General features: G+C 61.2%; 18 protein-coding genes. 13 read left to right on the top strand and 5 right to left on the bottom strand.

Translation table 11 applies throughout. The annotated features are described in order from the left end of the window. Nucleotide 1 precedes the first annotated feature (1 nt). Complete coding sequence (locus Q0X62_RS12460) at nucleotides 2-364, bottom strand: hypothetical protein (protein ID WP_121212535.1); 363 nt, start codon at nucleotides 362-364, stop codon at nucleotides 2-4. A gap of 70 nt (nucleotides 365-434) precedes the next feature. On the opposite strand from Q0X62_RS12460, the gene Q0X62_RS12455 reads away from it, so the two are divergent. Then, nucleotides 435-851, top strand: coding sequence for a helix-turn-helix domain-containing protein (locus Q0X62_RS12455; RefSeq protein ID WP_121212536.1), 417 nt, complete (start codon nucleotides 435-437; stop codon nucleotides 849-851). 46 nt (nucleotides 852-897) lie between these two features. On the opposite strand, the gene Q0X62_RS12450 is transcribed toward Q0X62_RS12455, so the two are convergent. Both Q0X62_RS12450 and Q0X62_RS12445 read right to left on the bottom strand, forming a co-directional pair. Next, nucleotides 898-1,452, bottom strand: a complete 555-nt coding sequence (locus Q0X62_RS12450) for an isoprenylcysteine carboxylmethyltransferase family protein (protein WP_121212537.1) — start codon at nucleotides 1,450-1,452, stop codon at nucleotides 898-900. Further along, a complete protein-coding gene (locus Q0X62_RS12445) occupies nucleotides 1,452-2,087 on the bottom strand; it encodes a cation transporter (protein WP_297736237.1) in 636 nt (211 codons plus the stop codon). The genes Q0X62_RS12450 and Q0X62_RS12445 overlap by 1 nt, the downstream gene beginning before the upstream one ends. Before the next feature lie 64 nt (nucleotides 2,088-2,151). Between Q0X62_RS12445 and Q0X62_RS12440 the strand changes: the two genes are divergently transcribed. Further along, nucleotides 2,152-2,598, top strand: coding sequence for a helix-turn-helix domain-containing protein (locus Q0X62_RS12440; protein ID WP_297736234.1), 447 nt, complete (start codon nucleotides 2,152-2,154; stop codon nucleotides 2,596-2,598). A gap of 4 nt (nucleotides 2,599-2,602) precedes the next feature. Here the strand turns inward: Q0X62_RS12440 and lspA are convergent, their stop codons facing one another. Next, complete coding sequence (lspA, locus tag Q0X62_RS12435) at nucleotides 2,603-3,136, bottom strand: signal peptidase II (RefSeq protein WP_297736231.1); 534 nt, start codon at nucleotides 3,134-3,136, stop codon at nucleotides 2,603-2,605. 349 nt (nucleotides 3,137-3,485) lie between these two features. Beyond that, entirely contained in the window at nucleotides 3,486-3,629 is a 144-nt protein-coding gene (locus Q0X62_RS12430; protein ID WP_297736229.1) for a hypothetical protein, read from the bottom strand. Nucleotides 3,630-3,860: 231 nt separating this feature from the next. On the opposite strand from Q0X62_RS12430, the gene Q0X62_RS12425 reads away from it, so the two are divergent. The 11 genes from Q0X62_RS12425 (at nucleotide 3,861) to cueR (ending at nucleotide 19,164) form a co-directional block, all read left to right on the top strand. Next, nucleotides 3,861-5,117: a TolC family protein gene (locus tag Q0X62_RS12425; protein WP_170150439.1), complete on the top strand. Its 1,257-nt coding sequence runs from the start codon at nucleotides 3,861-3,863 to the stop codon at nucleotides 5,115-5,117. Continuing rightward, nucleotides 5,114-6,346, top strand: a complete 1,233-nt coding sequence (locus tag Q0X62_RS12420) for an efflux RND transporter periplasmic adaptor subunit (protein ID WP_121211458.1) — start codon at nucleotides 5,114-5,116, stop codon at nucleotides 6,344-6,346. The genes Q0X62_RS12425 and Q0X62_RS12420 overlap by 4 nt, the downstream gene beginning before the upstream one ends. Then, nucleotides 6,330-9,467: a CusA/CzcA family heavy metal efflux RND transporter gene (locus tag Q0X62_RS12415; RefSeq protein ID WP_297736224.1), complete on the top strand. Its 3,138-nt coding sequence runs from the start codon at nucleotides 6,330-6,332 to the stop codon at nucleotides 9,465-9,467. The genes Q0X62_RS12420 and Q0X62_RS12415 overlap by 17 nt, the downstream gene beginning before the upstream one ends. A 354-nt stretch (nucleotides 9,468-9,821) precedes the next feature. After that, nucleotides 9,822-10,175 (top strand): hypothetical protein, encoded by a 354-nt coding sequence (locus Q0X62_RS12410; RefSeq protein WP_121211462.1) that lies wholly within the window; start codon nucleotides 9,822-9,824, stop codon nucleotides 10,173-10,175. A gap of 78 nt (nucleotides 10,176-10,253) precedes the next feature. Beyond that, nucleotides 10,254-10,598, top strand: a complete 345-nt coding sequence (locus Q0X62_RS12405) for a DUF3703 domain-containing protein (RefSeq protein WP_121211463.1) — start codon at nucleotides 10,254-10,256, stop codon at nucleotides 10,596-10,598. A 190-nt stretch (nucleotides 10,599-10,788) separates the two neighbouring features. Continuing rightward, nucleotides 10,789-12,120, top strand: coding sequence for an APC family permease (locus Q0X62_RS12400; RefSeq protein ID WP_297736220.1), 1,332 nt, complete (start codon nucleotides 10,789-10,791; stop codon nucleotides 12,118-12,120). Nucleotides 12,121-12,197: 77 nt separating this feature from the next. Beyond that, nucleotides 12,198-12,599, top strand: a complete 402-nt coding sequence (locus tag Q0X62_RS12395) for a hypothetical protein (protein ID WP_147422679.1) — start codon at nucleotides 12,198-12,200, stop codon at nucleotides 12,597-12,599. Between the two features lie 61 nt (nucleotides 12,600-12,660). Further along, a complete protein-coding gene (locus Q0X62_RS12390; RefSeq protein ID WP_075189180.1) occupies nucleotides 12,661-13,911 on the top strand; it encodes a TolC family protein in 1,251 nt (416 codons plus the stop codon). Continuing rightward, nucleotides 13,908-15,626, top strand: a complete 1,719-nt coding sequence (locus tag Q0X62_RS12385; RefSeq protein WP_083634987.1) for an efflux RND transporter periplasmic adaptor subunit — start codon at nucleotides 13,908-13,910, stop codon at nucleotides 15,624-15,626. The genes Q0X62_RS12390 and Q0X62_RS12385 overlap by 4 nt, the downstream gene beginning before the upstream one ends. Continuing rightward, nucleotides 15,623-18,781, top strand: a complete 3,159-nt coding sequence (locus Q0X62_RS12380; RefSeq protein ID WP_121211470.1) for a CusA/CzcA family heavy metal efflux RND transporter — start codon at nucleotides 15,623-15,625, stop codon at nucleotides 18,779-18,781. The genes Q0X62_RS12385 and Q0X62_RS12380 overlap by 4 nt, the downstream gene beginning before the upstream one ends. Beyond that, a complete protein-coding gene (gene cueR / locus Q0X62_RS12375; protein ID WP_075189177.1) occupies nucleotides 18,778-19,164 on the top strand; it encodes a Cu(I)-responsive transcriptional regulator in 387 nt (128 codons plus the stop codon). Before Q0X62_RS12380 ends, cueR begins: the two co-directional genes overlap by 4 nt. The last annotated feature ends 72 nt before the right edge of the window (nucleotides 19,165-19,236 follow it).

Here is a 19,236-nt window from a genome sequence, read left to right as displayed (position 1 = left end):
ATCAAGCTCGGAGCCAGTCCAATAACCAGCTTTGCAATCGCATCTCGTAGTTCGGCAGGATGAGCGACACGGCGAGAAATACCGCGCCAACAATCCACCATATCCAGAATATCCGGCCCGGGCTTCCGCGCCACAACGCCAGCGTCAGCGAGAACGCGAGCATGCCGGTCGCCCCCCAAGCGAACCAATCCTGCCAGCGTGCAAAGAAACCGAGCTTTGCAACCAAGCCGGAGGCGACACCAAGTTGAACTAGTAAGATCGGAACCACGCAGCAGGACGCGCCGACAAAAGCGAGAAAGCCGCTGACTGCCCCGCTGCCAGATACGAAGGATGAAGGGATAAGGTTTTTCTGGGTCGATCTCATAACTGCAGAATGGTAGTCCCTGTAGTAACTGCAGGATCAAGAGAAATTTGCATGGGGACAGGTTGACCCGATGAAGGGACCGCTTAAACGAGGCACCGTCGCGAAGCTGTTGGACTGCAACATCGAGACGATCCGATACTATGAGAGCATCGATCTGGTCGCCGCATCGGCGCGCTCCGACGCTGGCCACAGGCTGTTTTCGCAGGCGGACATCGAGCGCCTGCGGTTTGCACTTCGGCTAAGACAGTTGGGATTTGCTCTCGCGGAAGTCAGGGAACTTCTTACCATGACGGAGAAGCAGACCTTTTCCTGCAAACAGGTTGCAGGGATGGCCGAGATGCATCTGTCCCAAATCCATCGCAAGGTCGCCGATCTCAGGCAGCTCGCAGCGTCTCTGGAAGAGATCACGAGCCAGTGCCAGCGCACAGACACGCCGGACTGTGCGCTCGTCCTGTCACTAAAGGCACCGAGCAAGACTCTAAACTAACGCCTGATGTAGAATTCGCGATCAGGATTCGAGGATCTACGCTCCGCTACCAATACCGACCGACCTTGCGCGCATACTGATCAAACGTATCTCCGAAGGTTCTGCGAATGTGCGGCTCCTCTACCCAAGTGATGAACACGTGGATGATCGCGATGAAGGCCAATGCGGAAAACAGGGCGAGTCCGGATCCGGCCGCGATGGCAGCACCGAGAAACATGCCGCTGTAGCCGACATACTGGGGATTGCGTGTGCGCTTATAGATACCGTGTTGGATCAACTCATCTTCGAGCAAGCCGTAAACCCGCTTCTGTGAACCATAGGCGTAGCGGCCAAGGAAAATGACGTAAGCGCCACCAAGGAAGAGCCCTCCCCCGATCGCCAGCGAGATCATGTTCGACGCGAACAAACTGCCACGATCGAGCCAGGCGAGAGCGATCGTGGCGAGGAAGTGCCCGTGCATGATGAGGCCCGAGAAGGCAGCGGTCAGCGGCGACCATTTACCTTGCTGTCGAAACTCAGACCGCGCTCGAAACATGAATGGGATCGAGAGAGCGGCCGTTATGAGAACATAAGCGACGACACCGGTGAGCAAAGGGGACATTACGCTTCTCCTGTGTTGGCGACTGCTGCGTGGTCGCGAAGCTCTGAGAGAGCCTGCGAGCAGATGGACCAAGCCGAGCGGGTGAATATGCCGGCGAGCACAAACGCGAGAATGAGATCCGGCCAGGCTGACCCTGTCAGGGCAACGAGGCCACCGGCGATCATGACGCCGACATTGCCGATAGCGTCATTACGAGAGCAAAGCCAAACCGAACGGACGTTTGCGTCACCGTCTCTCCATTTGAGAAGGATCAGCACGCTGATAGCGTTGGCGAGTAGTGCCGCGAACCCGACAATGCCCATGGTCTCTGCGACTGGCGGCTCGCCAGAGAATGCGCGGAGCAGTGTCATGCTCAGCACGGCAATCGCGATCGCGAACAAAAGGCCACCTTTGAAGAGAGCGGCTTTGGCTCGAACCGCGAGAGCGGAGCCAATGACCAGAAGGCTGATTGTGTAGGTCATCGTATCGCCTGCGAAATCCAGGGCATCGGCTTTCAGCGATTGCGAACCTGAAGCGAAGCCTGCCGAGATTTCGACGACGAACATCACAAGATTGATAAAAATGACGGCCCACAGGGCGCGTCTGTACGCGACCGATGATCCATCGAATTTTTGGTCGCTTGGGCAACAACTCATTTTCTTGACTCCTACGTTTAAGATGGAGTCTAATTTCTACAGCGACTGTAGAAGCAAGAGAAAAATGCAAAAAGAATTCACCATCGGCCAAGCGGCAGAAACGTCAGGCGTCAAAGTGACGACGATCCGGTATTACGAGAGCGTCGGCCTAATGCCAGAACCGAGGCGGGTTGAAAGCGGACGGCGCGTCTACGGGCAAGCCTCGGTGGACTTGCTCGGCTTTATCCGACATGCGCGTGATCTAGGTTTTACCGTCGAAGCCATTCGAGACCTGATCGATCTTCAGGAGAACCCTGGCACAGATTGTGCCAAGGCGGACGAACTTGCGCGGCATCATCTAGTTGAAACGCAAAAACGCATCGAGCAGCTTCGTGTGCTCGAAAGCGAACTTATGCGCATGATCGACGGCTGCGCCGGTGGCAAAGTCGGCTCTTGTGAAATCGTCACAAGCCTCTTCGATCACTCCAAATGCCTGTCGGATCACAAATCAAAGGCTCTCAAAGAGCAATAGTTGACTATTGCTCGCCGTCTTCCAAATTCTGAGACCCATTCCTCCATGCGATCAGTAACAGAACTACGCCAATGAAGATAAGAATGTCGGCCAAATTGAATGTGGGCCAGCGGAGCGCCTGCCATCCAAAATCCAAATAATCTGTTACGGCTCCATCGCCAAGCCTATCGATCGCATTTGCCAACCCGCCCGCCGCAAACAGAATGCCGGCGAAGTTGATGAGTTTGGAGCTTTGCCGTGCGGCCCAGCTCAATGCAAAAACAACCAAGACGATGGCGAAACTTGAAAGCAGATAGGGCGCAATCCAATGCGAACTATCCAGGATTCCGAAGCTAACCCCCCGATTGCGGCCTAAGGTAAAGTTGAACCCAGGGAAGATCGGGATCGACGCGCCAACCTCGGTGAGAATTTGTTCAACTTTGAATTTCACAAGAAGATCGGACGCGATCAGAATTGGCAACATTCCCAGTTGGTCGCCGCGAATTTGGCTTAGGCTGGACGCGGTGCGATCAAGAAATTTCGACTTAAAAATTGACATGAAGACAGCAATCTTGGCGGGTTACACGGCGGTGGAAGTGTCATGCCGAATAGCCCGACATTTCCACATTTGTCTTCAGCCAGCTAGTCACGCCATCAGGTCGAGAGACTAGATCGGCGCCCATCGGTCGTTTGCATCACTACCGAAAATGGCAGTCGATCATCTGATCTGAGCCCTTCGGCTCGTTTGACAAGGCACAGACGATTAGGTTGAACCTCCAGCCGCTAGATGGATTAGACTGTTCCAATTGCTTGAGAGTTGATCGACACGGCGCTTCTCTGTAGGAACTGTCGAACCGGAGGTGTTGGTGCTAAACTTGCTGCGCACATTGTTGGCTCTCCTGACTGTCCTATCCTTCTCGGGAGAGGTGGTGGAAGCCGCTGTGCCAGGGTACGACCACCATCAGGGCCATGAGGACCGCGCCGAGGACGATTCCGGTGAGAGCAATCACCGTCATGCGCAGCACCCCGTCCATGCCTGTGGGGTTTGCCATCATGCGATGCCGGCCAAAACGGGCGCGCCGCACCTGAGTGCGCCGGCCGGTCGGGTCTCCTATCGCCTTTCCCACGAATCCGGTACGGGCCGAGCGCAGGCGCCGCCATACCAGCCGCCGATTGCCTGACGAGAGCGTTCGAACCCTTCGTTCTCTTCAGACAACTGGAAAAACTGAATGTATTCAGACAAATCTCCCCGGCCGAATTGGCCGGGTCGAGGGGTTGCAGGCATGGCTTGCAGCGCTCTCATCGCGTCCGCGGTGCTGGCACAGCCGGTCTCGCAGAATGGTCCGCTTGAACTCTCCTCGGCCCTGCAACGCGCCGTACATTCCAACCCGCATATCGCTTCGTTGCGCGCTGAGGTGACCGCCCGACACGGCGACGCCCTTCAAGCTGGGCTGTGGGACAATCCCTCCTTCGAGGCAGAACTCGAAGGCTTTGGCGGTGATCGCGGCGGTATAGGAGATGGCGACCTCACCGTCGCCGTGCGCCAGACCATCCCGCTGGGCGGCGACCGTCGCCGCGCCCGTGAGGCGGCCGAGGCCTGGGCCGGTGTCGAGACAGCAAGGCTGAACGCCGAGATTGCCGGCCTTCTGGGCGAAGCGGCCACGGCATTCGTAGACGCCCGTGCCGCCCAGGAAACCGCCCGCGTCAGGGCGGAGCTCCAGGATCTCGCGGAAGCTGCCGCTTCGGCCATACGCCAGCGCGTCGAGGCGGGGCGGTCCTCGCCGATCAATCTCGACCGGGCCGATATTCTGGCCGCCACGGCCGGCATCGAGGCGGCATCGGCGTTGACCGAGGCGCGGCGTGCAGGTCTTGCGCTGGCCGCGATGTGGGGCGGCGCGGCGGCGGGCGAGGTCGCGCCCCCGTCCGTGCTTGTGAACAACCCGGAACTGTCGGCACTGACGCCGGAGGCGATGATGCGGCGCAATCCGGATCTGGCGGTGGCCCAGCAGACATCCCGGGCACGAAGCGAAGAGATTGCCAGGGAACGGGCCGAAGCCATCCCGGATATCACGGTCGGTGCCGGGATTAGGCGCTATGGCAGCGATAGCGAGACGGCGTATCTCGCCATGGTCGAAATGCCGATCCCGGTGATCGACCGGAATCAGGGCGCGATCGCCGCAGCCGCGGCGCGCGAGACCGGGGCCCGACTGGACGAGGAGGCTCTGCGGCGGCAATTGCTGGCGCGACATGCAGCCGCCTACCGTCGGTGGAGCGACGCGCAGCAGCGTTATGCAGCATTGAGCGGACACGTGCTGCCTGCCGCTGAGAACGCCTTCTCCCGTACCAGTCTCGCCTATCGCGAGGGCGCGCTGCAGCTTCTCGATCTGCTGGACGTCCAGCGCACTTACTTCGACACACGCATCCAGGCGATTGAGGCCCGGGCAGAACTCGCTCGCTCGGCCATCGAACTTGACGTGCTCTTCGGAGCACCTCGCCTGAAACAGCTCGCCGGCGTTGCCGGCGCGGAGGCAAACCCATGACAATGACCAGAACACTGCTCGCCGGCACGGCGGCATTTTCCCTCCTGGCTGCTTGTTCGGGCCCGCCCGCTCAAGTGTCCGCGCACGAGGCTCCAGTAGGCGCAGATGCCCATGACAACGCGACTGACACCGGGCATGCAGAGGACAATCACGCCGATGAAGTCGGAATCATAGAGCTGTCCGACGACGATATCGCCGCGCTCGGCATTACGGTTGACGCGGTCGATTCTGGCCCCGTGGATGGCGAGGTGGAATTGCCCGCCGAGGTCAGGTTTGACCAAACGCGTCTGGCCCATGTCTCGCCGCGGGTATCCGGTATCGTTCATGCCGTCCATGTCACCGAGGGTGACGCGGTCGAAACCGGCCAGCTCCTCGCCGTGCTCGACAGTCGCGCCCTGGCGGACGCCAAGGCCGGATCCCTGTCCGCCCTGGCCCGCCTCGACCTCAACCAATCGCGGTTCGAGCGCGAGAGGCGGCTGTGGGAGCAGCAGATTTCGGCGGAACAGGATTTCCTCGACGCCCGCCAGGCGTTGGAGGAATCGCGCATCGAGGTGCGCAGCGCCCGCCAGCAATTGGAGGCGCTGGGCGTTGACGAGGCGGCGCGCGCCACCCTTGCCTCGGGAACGGATCAGCCCCTGACACGCTACGCGCTCGCGGCACCGATCTCCGGAATCGTCATCGAGCGCCACGCCGTGCTGGGCGAGGTGATCGAGGAAGGCGCGCAGCCGCCGGCCTTTATCATTGCCGATACGTCCACGGTCTGGGTCGATGCGGCCATCTACGGTGCCGATCTCGACCAGCTGCGGGCCGGAAGTCCCGTCCGGATCGATCCGGGCGACGGCGGCCCCGAAATCGTCAGCGAGATCGCCTTCGTCAGCCCCCAGCTCGGCGAAAGCACTCGCACGGGCCGGGCACGGATCGTGCTCGACAATGCCGGCGAGCGCTTGCGTCCGGGCATGTTCGTCACGGTTCACGCCGAGGCGCTCGCCGCCCGAGCCAGCACCCGTGTGCCGGCCAGTGCGCTGCAGACGATCGACGGCGCCGATGCGGTCTTCGTACGTACCGATCACGGTTTCGAAGTTCGTCCGGTCCGCATCGGACGGCGCTCTGACCGCTTTGCGGAAATCCTCGCAGGGGTCGAGCCGGGCGAACGTATCGCAACCGCCGGCGCCTTCGCTCTGAAATCGGAACTGCAAAAAGGGGAGTTCGAAGATGGACACGCCCACTGACAACACCTCCCCGGAATACCAAGGGGCGGCCACGCGGCTCCTGCATCGCCTCGCCGGCGGACGCCTCCTGGCGGTGCTCGGCTTCATCGCGGTCATCGTAGCGGGCGGCGTCACCTTCCGGACCATGCCGGTTGACGCTTTCCCCGACGTCACGCCCGCCCTGGTGCAGGTCTTCACCGAAACCGAAGGCCTCGCCCCCGAAGAGGTGGAGCGCTACGTCACCTTCCCGGTCGAGACGGCCATGAACGGGCTGCCGCGGCTGACGGAGGTCCGCTCCACCTCGAATTTTGGCCTGTCGGTGGTGAATATCTATTTCGAGGACGGGACCGATATTTACTGGGCCCGCCAGCTTGTCGGCGAACGTCTCCGGCTGGCACGCGAGGACATACCGAACGGCTTCGGCGAGCCGGCCATGGGGCCGATCACCACCGGGCTCGGACAGATCCTCTTCTATTTCCTCGACAGCACCGATGGCGCCCTGAACGGTGTCGAACTGCGCACCATCCAAGACTGGCTGGTGAAGTTCGACCTGCAAACCATACGCGGCGTGACGGAGGTTCTCTCGCTGGGCGGGTTCGAACGGCAATACCAGATCGAGGTGCGGCCGGACGCGCTCCTGCGCTACGACCTCACCGTTGCGGACGTGGTGGCGGCCGTCGGGGCCAATAATGCCAATGCCGGGGCGCAGTTCCTGGTCGAGAATTCCGAACAATATACGGTACGGGCGGTCGGCCTGGCCGAAGGCGAGCACGATTTGGGCGATATCGTCGTCAAGGTCGTCGATGGCGTGCCGGTGCGCGTTCGGGATATCGCCGGGATCGGGATCGGCGGCGCACCCCGCCAAGGCCTGGCTACGATGAACGGCCAGGGCGAGATTGTCGCCGGGCTGGTGCTCAAGCTGATCGGGGCCAATACCAATGAAGTGATCGGCCGCGTTCACGACCGGCTGGACCGCATCAACGAAACCCTGCCCGAAGGTGTCGAGGCCGTGCCCTATTACGACCAGTCCGAACTGGTCGGTGCCGCCGTCTCGACCATGACGACGGCACTCTGGCAGGGGGCCCTGCTGGTTGCCGTCATCCTGTTCGCCTTCCTGCGCGGCTGGCGGCCGAGCCTGATTGTGGTGGCGTCCATCCCCTTCTCGGTCGGCTTTGCCCTGATCGCGATGCGTCTCTTCAACGTTTCGGCGAATCTGATGTCGCTGGGCGGGATCGCGACCGCTATCGGCATGATGGTCGACGGGGCGGTGGTCATGGTGGAGAACGCTAATCGCCGCCTGCGTGAGGCCGAAGCTGAGGCAAACCGGCGCAATGTGGTGGCACAAGCCTGCGCCGAGGTGCTGCAGCCGCTGGTTTTTGCCATCCTCATCGTCGTGGTCGTCTTCCTGCCGATTCTCACGCTCGATGGCGTCGAGGGGAAAACGTTCCGGCCGCTTGCATTTGCCGTTGTCTTTGCCATGGCGGGTTCGCTGGTCTTCGCCGTCCTTCTGGCGCCGGCCGCGGCCTTTCTCGGTCTGCGGCCAAGGTCGGCCCGTGCGCAAGGCGGCGGACTCTATGCCCGCTGGTTTGGTCCGGCGGTCGGCTTCTTCGTGGCGCGGCGCTGGGCGGCCGTCCTGCTCGCCGGCGTCATGCTGGCGGCGGGCGCGCTGATCTTTCCGCGCCTCGGCTCGGAATTCACCCCGCGCATGAACGAGGGCGACCTGCTTATCCGCTTGACGATGGCCCCTTCTATCAGCCTGCCGGAGGCCCGCAATACGGTCACCCGGTTCGAGCAGACCCTGCTCGACGATTTTCCGGAGGTCGAGCGCGTGGTGACACGGGTCGGCCGCGGCGAAGTCGGCGCTCATGCCGATCCGGTCAACAGCGGCGAAGCCTTCGTTGCCTTGAGGCCGAGATCGGAATGGACGACGGCGCGCACGCAGGCGGACCTCCTGGCTCGCATGAGCGAGCGCTTCGAGGACTTCCCCGGAGCACGGTTCAACATCACCCAGCCGATCGCGGCCGCGACGGACGAACTGCTCACCGGCACCAAGGCGGACCTCGCGATCAAACTGTTCGGCGAGGACATGGCGGTGCTGGAACGGGAAGCGGCGGAGATTGCCCGCGTGATCCGCGGCATCGACGGGTCGGCGGACGTCCAGACCGACCAGGTGACCGGAGCGCCGCAATTGCGCATCACGGTCGATCGCGACGCGATGAGCCGCTTCGGGCTCAACGTCGAGGACGTTCTGTCGGTCGTGCGCAGTGCAGTCGGTGGTGAAACCGCCGGGCAGGTCTTCGAGGGCATTCGGCGGTTCGATATCGTCGTGCGCTATCCCGAGGCCGATCGCGCCAATGCGGAGCGCATCGGCCGTATCGTCCTGAACGGGCCGGGCGGCGAACTGATCCCGCTGAGCCAGGTGGCGAACGTGGAACGGATCGAGGGGCCGCGCCAGGTGACCCGCGAGAACGGGCGGCGCTTCATCACCATCCAGACCAATGTCCGCGGCCGCGACATCGGCTCCTTCGTGACCGAAGGGCAGCAAGCCGTTGCCGCTGGAGTTGACCTGCCATCCGGCTACTACGTCGAATGGGGCGGTCAGTTCGAACTGCAGCAGCAGGCCAATGCCCGCTTCGCCGTGGTCATCCCGGTCACGCTGGGCATCGTGATGCTACTGCTCCTGTTCAGCTTCGGCCGCCTGAAAAGCGCCCTGCTGATCGTGGCCAACATCCCGCTCGCCCTGGTCGGCGGCATCGCAGCGCTCTGGCTGACCGGCCAGAACCTGTCTGTGCCGGCCTCGGTCGGCTTCATTGCCCTGTTCGGCATCGCCCTGGGCAATGGCATGGTGCTGGTCTCCTTCCTCGACCGCTTTGCGCGGACGCGGCGGGATGTCGACGCCTTCAGCGTCGAGGCCGCCGTGATGCGGGCCCAACCGGTGCTGATGACTGCCACGACGACCGGGCTCGGCCTGATGCCGCTCCTGTTTGCCAGCGGGATCGGTTCGGAGGTGCAGCGTCCCCTGGCGGCGGTGGTCATCGGCGGACTGGTGACGTCGACCGTCCTGACGCTGCTGGTCCTGCCGGCCGTCTACAAATGGTTTGCGCCGCGGCCGGTGCTGCCGGAACAGGAGGAGCAGACCTAGCTTGGACTCGCGTTCGGGCCCTCGGATCGCCGCCCCGGTCCGGGGGCTCACTACCAGTTCCAATCCCACCCCGCGCCGACGCCGGTGTTGGCCCTGTAGTCGCTAGAGGAATTAGGTTGTTCCAGATTTCGCCAAGGAGTAGCCCGATGCCACCGGACCATGACGAGCTTGGAGCCGAAATGCAGTCCGGCGAGAGTCGGGCGTTTGCTGCCAATCGGGAAAAGGCCTGCTGACCGTGGCCCGAAGCCTGGGCAGCCTCTAGCCAGCTGTCCGCGTCCTGGTCGCCGATGCGTTTCACAGTTTTACCGAGAAGCTGCGCGGGGCGTCACAATCTGTCGGTCAAGGAGGACGACGATGTTCAACGAAACTCTGCGCGAGAGTGACGACGGCCAAGGCGGCACCTGCGAGAGACGGCGCTCGCAGGTCAATCTGCAATGTGTGCACGTATTGTTGCCCCGGCGGCTCAATTCTGCGAGCCGCCGCCGCAGCGTGCTGGTTGATGCCACTATATTCGACGGTAGCGATGAGTCCAAAGAGGTTACGAGCAACGTTGAGATTAAGCTTGAACGATGCATCTACCTCCCTCACCGTGCCCTCGTGGAACCTGTTGGTGAATTGAATGAGTTCAATTGTTCCGCTGTTGCTTCACAGGTGCCGAAATTCTCTGTCTCGGCATCATGCTCCCTGTTCGATTTGGCCGAAGTGTGATCATGAGCCGTAGTCTGACATCGGCCTGGGCCGAAGAAATGAACCGCGCGCGCTGCTTATGCTCTCCTTGAGGACGAACTGGCGTTCTGCCATTTTGAGCGGGTCCACATTCTCGGCCAACGCTATTTTCTCAAACACTTGTCCGCGCACTGGTGGATGCTGAAGCTCGGTATCCGCCGGTCCAACCGGCAGGAAAATCGCGGACAGGTTGTGCGGCTCGTGGCCGTGATACCGGGCTACGTCTTCGGATGGGTCCCCAAGGGCAACACCGGAGGGGCAGGCGTTCTCGCTATCAAGCCAATGGCGATCCCGAAAGACCTCGAGGCGTTGCTGCAGAACTACTCGGTAGCCCGTGGTGTCATCGGTAGGGGCCCTGTACTCGCCCTCCTCGCGGCTTCGGCTTTTATCGTCCTGAATCGTTGACGTGGACTGAACCGGAGAGCGCGGGATGGACAAGGCGACGGAAAACCAAACGATCACTTCCCGCAGCCCTGAGCTTTATCTGCCAGTACGCGCCGATATTTCCAGCCACATGGTGTTGGCTTATTGCCATCAGCTTGACCCACAGGAGAGATCGTGGCCGCTTGGTTGAAGCTGTTGCCGCGAGGGTGTCATGACTGAGCACAAACAAACGCATTACAACGCTGGCTCCATCTCGCTTCCCGGTGCTGTTGCGATGGGAACAGGCGTGATGATCGGCGCCGGCATTTTTGCGCTGACTGGTCAGGTGGCAGAGCTGGCTGGCCGCCTTTTCCCGCTGGCGTTCATCATCGGCGCTGTGATCACGGGATTCAGTGCCTATAGCTATATCAAAATGTCCAATGCGTGGCCGTCCTCTGGCGGCGTCGCCATGATCTTGGAGAAGTGCTACGGGTCGGGAGCGATTGCAGCCGGCGCGGCTCTCCTTATGGCGTTGAGCATGGTGATCGCGGAAAGCTTGGTGGCGCGGACTTTTGCGACTTACGTCCTGCGAGGTTTCGATGTGTCGGGAGGTCCGCTGGTGCCCGTCCTGGCGGTCAGCGTCATCGGATTTGCCTTTCTGATCAACATTTCGGGCAATCGGTCCATCGGACTGTTCTCGATGTTCATGGCCCTGCTCAAGATCGGCGGGATTGCCGCGTTTGGGATCGCGGCGCTCTGGTCCAGTGGAATCGGGTTTGCCGCTAGCGCAGCTGGTGATGAGGGCGCGAGCGGACTGCTCGGATTCGTCGCGTCAGTAGCGCTAGCCATTCTCGCCTTCAAGGGGTTCACCACCATCACGAATAGCGGCGCGGAAATCACCGAACCGCATCGTAATGTCGGACGCGCTATCATGGCGTCGATCCTGGTGTGTGTCCTGCTCTACCTACTCGTGGCATTCGGTGTCGGGTCCAGCTTGCCACTGGATAGGATTGTGGCGGCACGGGATTTCGCGCTGGCAGAAGCCGCCGAGCCGGCGCTCGGGCGTTTCGGGTTTTATCTTACGGTATTGCTCGCGGCGGTGGCGACTGCTTCGGCCGTGCTCGCCAGTGTATTTGCCGTCTCTCGCATGCTGGCCATGTTGACCGATATGAAAATGATTCCACACAGGCATTTCGGAATGCCTGGGCCGATCCAGCGCCACACCTTGGTATACACGGTCGTTATCGCCTCCGTGCTGGCGGTGTTCTTTGATCTGGGCCGGATCGCGTCACTCGGCGCCTTCTTCTATCTGGTCATGGACATGGCCGTTCATTTCGGTGTGTGGAAATTCCGCCGTGTGGAAATTGGCGCGTCCGGTGTCATTCTACTGACCGCTCTGGGGCTGGATGCTGTGGTTCTGATGGCGTTTACCGGTCTCAAACTGCAGCAGGACCCGTTGATTGTTCTGATCGCTGTGATTTCGATCGCTGCCGTTTTCGCGTTCGAACGCATCTATCTGTCTCATTGGGTCCGGACGGCAGCTGCCGAGCAGAGCGGAACGTGAGCCTCCCGGATCATAAAGGGGACACGCCTGTGACATTCCGCGTGAGGGAAATACCAATACTCATCGTATAGGGTGTCATGATCGGCGCGCGAAGGAGGCACACGATTTTGGTTTGGCGACGGTTCAGCCTGATCCTGGTTTTGCTGGGCGCACTCGCGCTGGGCGGGACAGGCTATGCCTCCGACGTCGGCCCGGATGCCGCGGCCCCAAGCGACATGACCCAAATGTTGGACCATGATTGCTGCCCGCAAGGCAGCGGCATTGAAGATGTCGGCGCCGCAGAGCGTGGCCAGCCCTGTAATGGCATGGATGCGTGCTCCGGTAATCCGTGCGGCCTTGCTTGTTCCTTTTCGACCCTGATCCCAGATAGTGCGACGACGCGCCCGGCAGCGGGCCATATCGAACGAACTACCCGCAGGGTCGTGCTCCGGCCGGTTTCCACCATTCTGGATCATCTGGATCGTCCTCCGCGCGCGTGACGAAGCCGAGCCTTGTTAATGGGCTCATTTCACCTTCGTTCTGCCCGCATCGGAGACATTCATGTCCATGCCCGCCATTGCCGCATTTGCGGCTGCGCTTCAGCTTTCAACTGCGATTGCGCAACCTGCTTCTGAACCCTCTCCGCTCAGCTTGGCGGAGGCCGTGTTGATCGCCGGCCAAACCGAAGACCCGGCCATTGGGAGTTTGAGATCGCGTGCCGTAGCGCTCGAGCGTGCCGGCGAGGCGGCCATGGCTCTGCCGGATCCGACGTTGCGGGTTGGCCTCGCCAACCTCCCCCTCAGCAATCTAGACCCCAACAGTGAAGCGATGACCCAGATGCAGGTCGGCGTGCGGCAGGTCATACCCAGCAACGCGAGCCGTCACCTGCAGCGAGAGCGGCAGCGGGCGCAGGCCCAGGGCGTTCTGGCCCTTGGCGGGTTGGAACAGCGATTGATCACACGATCAGTCCGTCTGGCCTGGCTGGAAGCCTATTACTGGGAACAGGCAGGTGAATTGACGCGGGCCCGGCGCGAAGAGATCCGACAGCTCAGCGAGGTGGCTACGGCCCTGTTTGCCAGCGGGCGAGGCAATTCCCATGACGTCATCCGCGTGGACCTGGAAACCGCATTGCTGGATGCCAGGCAAATTGAGATCGATCGGCAAATTGGAACAGCCCGGGCGCAGTTGGCGCGTTATGTCGGCGCTGCCGCAGCAGGACGAGACATGCTGCCGCGATTACCTGTCCTGCCGGCATTGCCCGGGGGCGACGAGGCTTTGGATGCCTTGGCCAGACATCCGTCCGTGATGTCACGAAACGCCCGGATCGAGGCAAGCGAGCGGGAGATCGATCTGGCACTGGAGGCCTACAATCCGGTCTGGAGTGTGGATGCCGGATATGGCGTGCGAGGCAGCCGGTCGGACGTCGCCAGCATCGGTGTGAGCGTGCAAATGCCCATTTTCAGTCAGCGGCGGCAGGATGAAAGCGTGGCTGGAGCCCGTCAGATGCGTTCCGCCGAAGAGCTGGACCGTCGAGCGTTGCTGCTCGATCTGCGCCGACAACTGGATGAAGACTGGATACGCTTCCAGCGCCTCAACGAAACGGCCATGATTTATGAAACGGGTGTGCTGGAGCGCGCGCGTGAAACAACGGCAGCCGTCCTTGCAGCCTACGAAAACGAGCAGGCAGACTTTGCCGAACTCGTGCGCTCCGAGCTCGCCTTGCTGGATATCGAGCTGACCTTGATCCGGACCCGCGTTGACGCGTTGCAGGCGCATAGCCGGATCCTGTTCCTGACGGGAGACGTCCAATGACCCCGCGTACAATCCTTCTGGGTACCGGCACTTTGTTGGCGGGGATCGCTCTTGGCGCGCTCGGCATGAGCCTTGTGGGCGGAAGCGATATTGCCGCAACATCCGACGAGCGGGAAATTCTCTACTGGGTCGCTCCGATGGACCCAAATTTTCGCCAGGACGAGCCGGGCAGGTCGCCCATGGGTATGGACTTGATCCCGGTATATGCCGGTAGTGAGCCCACGGACGATTCCACCATTACCATCTCCTCGGCTGTCGAGAACAACATCGGAGTCCGGACGGCAAATGTGACACGGGGTCGGTTTGCGGAAGACCTGGCCACGGTTGGCTATGTGCGGCCCATTGATGACCTAGCCTCTGTGGTTGATGTGCGGGCGCAAGGCTGGATCGAGGATCTGCGCATCGCCGCTGTAGGTGATGTGGTGGAAGCGGGCGACCTGCTTTTCCGTATGTACTCGCCGGAAATTGTCACGGCTCAAAGTGAATTCCTGCAAGCCGTCAATGTGTCCCGCCCAGGCCTGGTGGCGGCGGCGGGCTCGCGTCTGCGAGCCCTTGGGGTCAATCAGGCCCAGATTGACTCAATCGCGCAACGCGGCACGCCACAAAGATTGGTTGACGTTTACGCGCCACGAACAGGCGTTGTGCTGGAGATGAATGTTCGCGAAGGCGCGCATGCTCATCCGAGCATGGTGGTGATGACGATTGCGGACCTGCGAGAGGTCTGGGTTGTCGCGGATTTGTTTGAAGATGAGGCTGCAGCGATCGAGCCAGGGCAAAGCGTCCGGCTGCAGTCGCGCGCCCAGCCAGGCCGGATGTGGCACGGTCAGGTAGAGTATCTCTACCCGACTGTGGACCCGCGAAGTCGTTCCATTCCGGTGCGCATGCGCTTTGCAAACAGCGATGGTGCCTTGCGCCCCGAAGCCTATGTGAATGTTCGCATCGAGGCGTCGCCGCGCGACAATGTGCTGTCAGTTCCGTTCGAGGCGGTCATCCGTACCGGTCAATCGGAGCGGGTGGTTCTGGCACTGGGTGACGGCCGGTACCGTCTGGCGCAAGTGCGCACGGGTGCTGAGGCCGATGGACGCGTCGAGGTTCTCACTGGCCTGTCGGAAGGTGAGCGCGTGGTGGTGTCCAGCCAGTTCCTGATCGATTCCGAAGCTAGTCTTCAGGGTGTCGCCTTGCGCATGGCGGGGGCTGACGCGCCCGCCGCCCCCCCGGAAATCGTACAAGGCGCAGGGGTTGTCGACGGTGTGATGGCGTCGCACGGCATGATCGACCTGACACATGATCCGATCCCGGAACTCGGATGGCCGGTGATGAGCATGTCTTTTTTCACGTTGGACGCCGTTTCGCTCGACGGCCTGTCGGAGGGTGATGAGGTTAGCTTCACCTTGCGTCAGAACGATGAAGGGCAGTGGCGCCTCGCCTCGATAGCTAGATCGGACGCGGCGCAGCCGGATCCCGTGGTCGAAGGGCAAGGCCGTGTCGTTACCCTGATGTCCGATATCAACATGGTTGAGATCGATCATGAGCGCATCGAGGCGATCGATATGCCGGCCATGAGCATGGTCTACGAGTTGGGCGACGGTGTTACGCTTGATGGGGTCTCTGAAGGGGACCATGTCAGCTTTTCGATTGATGAAACGCGGCCAGGCCAATGGCAGATTTCGGGCATTGCGGTCGTGCGGCCAGTTGATGCTGGGGGCGAGGAATGATCGGCTCTCTTATCCGTTGGTCGATAGGCAATCGGCTGATCGTCCTCATTCTGGCAACCATGTTGGCAGGGAGTGGTGTGTATTCGCTCTCCCGCATGCCAATGGACGCCATTCCCGACTTGTCGGATGTTCAGGTCATCATCAAGACAACTTACCCCGGGCAGGCTCCGCAGGTCGTCGAGGATCAAGTCACCTATCCACTGACAACGGCCATGCTGGCGGTGCCGGGCGCCGTGACAGTTCGCGGCTACTCCTTTTTCAACGACAGCTATGTCTATGTCATTTTCGAGGATGGGACCGATCTCTACTGGGCTCGTTCCCGGGTTCTGGAATACCTGTCCCAGGTGGCTCCAACCTTGCCAGACGCGGCCCGTCCGGCATTGGGGCCGGATGCAACCGGCGTTGGCTGGATCTATCAATATGCCCTGGTCGACCGGACCGGGCAGCACGATCTGGCCGACCTCCGCTCACTGCAGGACTGGTTCCTCAAATACGAACTCCAGACAATCGAGGGTGTGTCCGAGGTGGCCACGATTGGCGGCATGGTGCGGCAATACCAGGTTGTCGCCGACCCCGACCGGCTGCGTGCCCTGGGTATACCACTCTCTGCGGTCCGAACCGCGATCGAACGGGGCAACCAGGAAAGTGGCGGCCGAGTCATCGAGATGGCGGAAGCCGAGTACATGGTTCGGGCATCCGGCTATATCGAGGGTGTCGAGGACCTGGAAGCGATCCCGGTTGCGGTTACTGAAACCGGCACACCAATACTGATGTCGGACATTGCCGACATCACAATTGGACCGGAATTACGGCGGGGCATCGGCGAGCTCAATGGCGAGGGCGAGGCGGTCGGCGGCGTTGTCGTCATGCGATATGGCGAGAATGCCCGCGCGACCATCCAGCGCGTCGAAGAGCGTCTGAGTGAACTCGGCGCTTCGCTGCCCGAGGGCGTGGAGATCGTCACCACCTACAACCGGGCAGGCCTGATTGAACGGGCAGTGTCCTCCCTGCGGGAAAAGTTGATCGAAGAATTCCTTGTCGTGGGGCTGATTTGTGCGCTTTTCCTTTTCCATTTCCGCTCGTCACTCGTGATCTTCCTGAGCTTGCCGCTGGGTATTCTCACCGCGATTATCGTGATGAATGCCCAAGGCATTAATGCCAATATCATGTCGTTGGGCGGCATAGCGATCGCCATCGGCGCCATGGTGGATGCCGCGATCGTCATGATCGAGAACATGCATAAGCATGCTGAGCGTGAACCGATCACGCGCGAAAACCGGTGGGAGATCGTCACCAAGGCCTCTGTCGAAGTGGGGCCGGCGCTCTTCTTTTCGCTCCTGATTGTGACCTTCAGCTTCGTTCCGATCTTCGCACTGGAAGCCCAGGAGGGGCGGCTCTTTCATCCGCTCGCCTTTACCAAGACCTACGCCATGGCGGCGGCTGCCGGCCTGGCCATTACCCTGGTGCCGGTTCTGATGGGTTATCTTGTGCGGGGCCGGATCACGCCGGAGCACAAGAATCCGGTCAATCGCCTTTTGATCGCGGGCTATCGGCCTTTCATCGGTCTTGCGATCCGCCGTCCTGTTGCCGTGCTGCTCGCGGCCGGCCTGGTGCTCGCCAGTGCCGCCGTGCCGTTGTCCCGCATGGGAAGCGAGTTCATGCCGGATCTCGATGAAGGTGACATCCTCTACATGCCGAGTGCTTTCCCCGGCGTGTCGGCGGGCAAAGTCACCGAATTGCTGCAGCAGACCAACCGCCTGATCATGACCGTGCCGGAGGTCCTGACAGTGCACGGAAAGGCGGGGCGAGCCGAGACCGCCACAGACCCGGCTCCGTTGACCATGATTGAGACCACCATCCAGCTGCGACCGCGCGAAGAGTGGAGGCCGGGCATCACAATTGACGACATTCGAGCCGAACTGGATGCCGCTGTGGATGTGCCCAGCCTCACCAATGCCTGGATCATGCCGATCCGCGGTCGAATCGACATGCTGGCGACAGGAATCAAGACGCCTGTCGGTATCAAGATTGCCGGCCCGGACCTGGATGTGATTGCCGAGATTGGCGAGGAGGTGGAAGCCATTATCCGGACACTGGACGGAACCGCATCGGTTTATGCCGAACGGGTTACCGGAGGCCGGTTCGTTGATATCGACGTCAATCGGCTGGAAGCCGCCCGGTTCGGGCTGAATGTCGCCGACGTCCATGATGTCGTTCGGACTGCGATCGGTGGCATGACTGTTGGCGAGAGTGTCGAGGGCCGGGAGCGTTATCCCATCAATCTTCGCTACCCGCGTGACTATCGTAATTCTGTGGACTCGATCCGGGATCTGCCGGTGGTCACGCCGACCGGTGCCGAGATTCCGCTGGGGCGGGTTGCTGATATCTCGATCGCCGATGGCCCTGGTGTGATCCGCAGCGAAAATGCCCGTACCAATGGCTGGGTTTATGTCGATATCAATGGGGTCGATATCGGGAGCTATGTTGAGGAAGCCCAGCAGGCTTTGGCCGAGTATATGGAATTGCCGCCGGGATATTCGATCAGTTGGTCCGGTCAGTTCGAATACATGGAGCGGGCACAGGCAAAGCTGGCGGTGGTCGTTCCGGTGACCCTGGTCATCATCTTGCTGCTGCTCTTCCTGAATTTCCGGAGGCTGACCCCGGTCCTGATGATCATGGGGACGCTGCCGCTGGCTTTGGTCGGCGGGGTCTGGCTGCTCGACATGCTCGGGTATAATCTCTCCGTCGCTGTCGGTGTGGGTTTCATTGCCCTGGCAGGCGTTGCTGTCGAGATCGGGGTGTTGATGATCGTCTATCTGGAGCAAGCGCTCACCCGCCATCAGTCTCTTGCAGATGAAGACGGCCGGCCGCTGAACAGATCGGATATTGACGAGGCGGTGATCGAGGGGGCCCTGTTGCGGGTGCGCCCGATCATGATGACTGTCATTGCTACGATTGCCGGCCTATTGCCGATCATGTTCGGTGATGGAACCGGGTCTGAAGTGATGCGACGGATCGCGGCACCCATGGTCGGCGGTATGACCAGCGCCACCATCCTGACCCTTCTGGTTATTCCAGCGGCGTTCCTGATCTGGAAACGTGTGGGGCTGGCCGGGCCGACACAATCCGCCGCAGTGGCAGGAGGCGTGCAGTGAATGTGAAAGACGTCTCCCGTGCGACCGGCCTGCCCTCGAAAACCTTGCGGTATTACGAGGAGGTGGGCCTGGTCGCGCCGGCGCGGGCGGACAATGGATACCGCGTCTACTCAGAAACAGATGTTCACAAGCTCGCTTTTGTCGGTCGGGCGCGAAGTCTGGGCTTTTCGCTCGACGACTGTCGCGCTCTGCTGTCGCTGTACGAAGACCGATCGAGGGCGAGTGCCGATGTGAAGGCTTTGGCGATGGATCATGTTGCACAGGTTGATCGGAAATTGGCCGAGATGACGATGATCAAGTCAGAGCTGCAACGTCTCGTTCTGGCGTGTCATGGCGATGACCGGCCAGACTGTCCGATCATGAACGGGCTGGCCGGCGATTAATCAGAAACGTGCCGCTTGACCTTCCAGCCACTGGAAGCCTCACAACCGGGAAATCCAAAGGAGGACTGCCCG

The sequence above is a fragment of the uncultured Maricaulis sp. genome (genome assembly GCF_947259345.1).
Classification (GTDB): Bacteria; Pseudomonadota; Alphaproteobacteria; order Caulobacterales; family Maricaulaceae; genus Maricaulis.
Note: the sequence above shows the minus strand (reverse complement) of the source record. Positions and strands in the feature narration are given on the sequence as shown.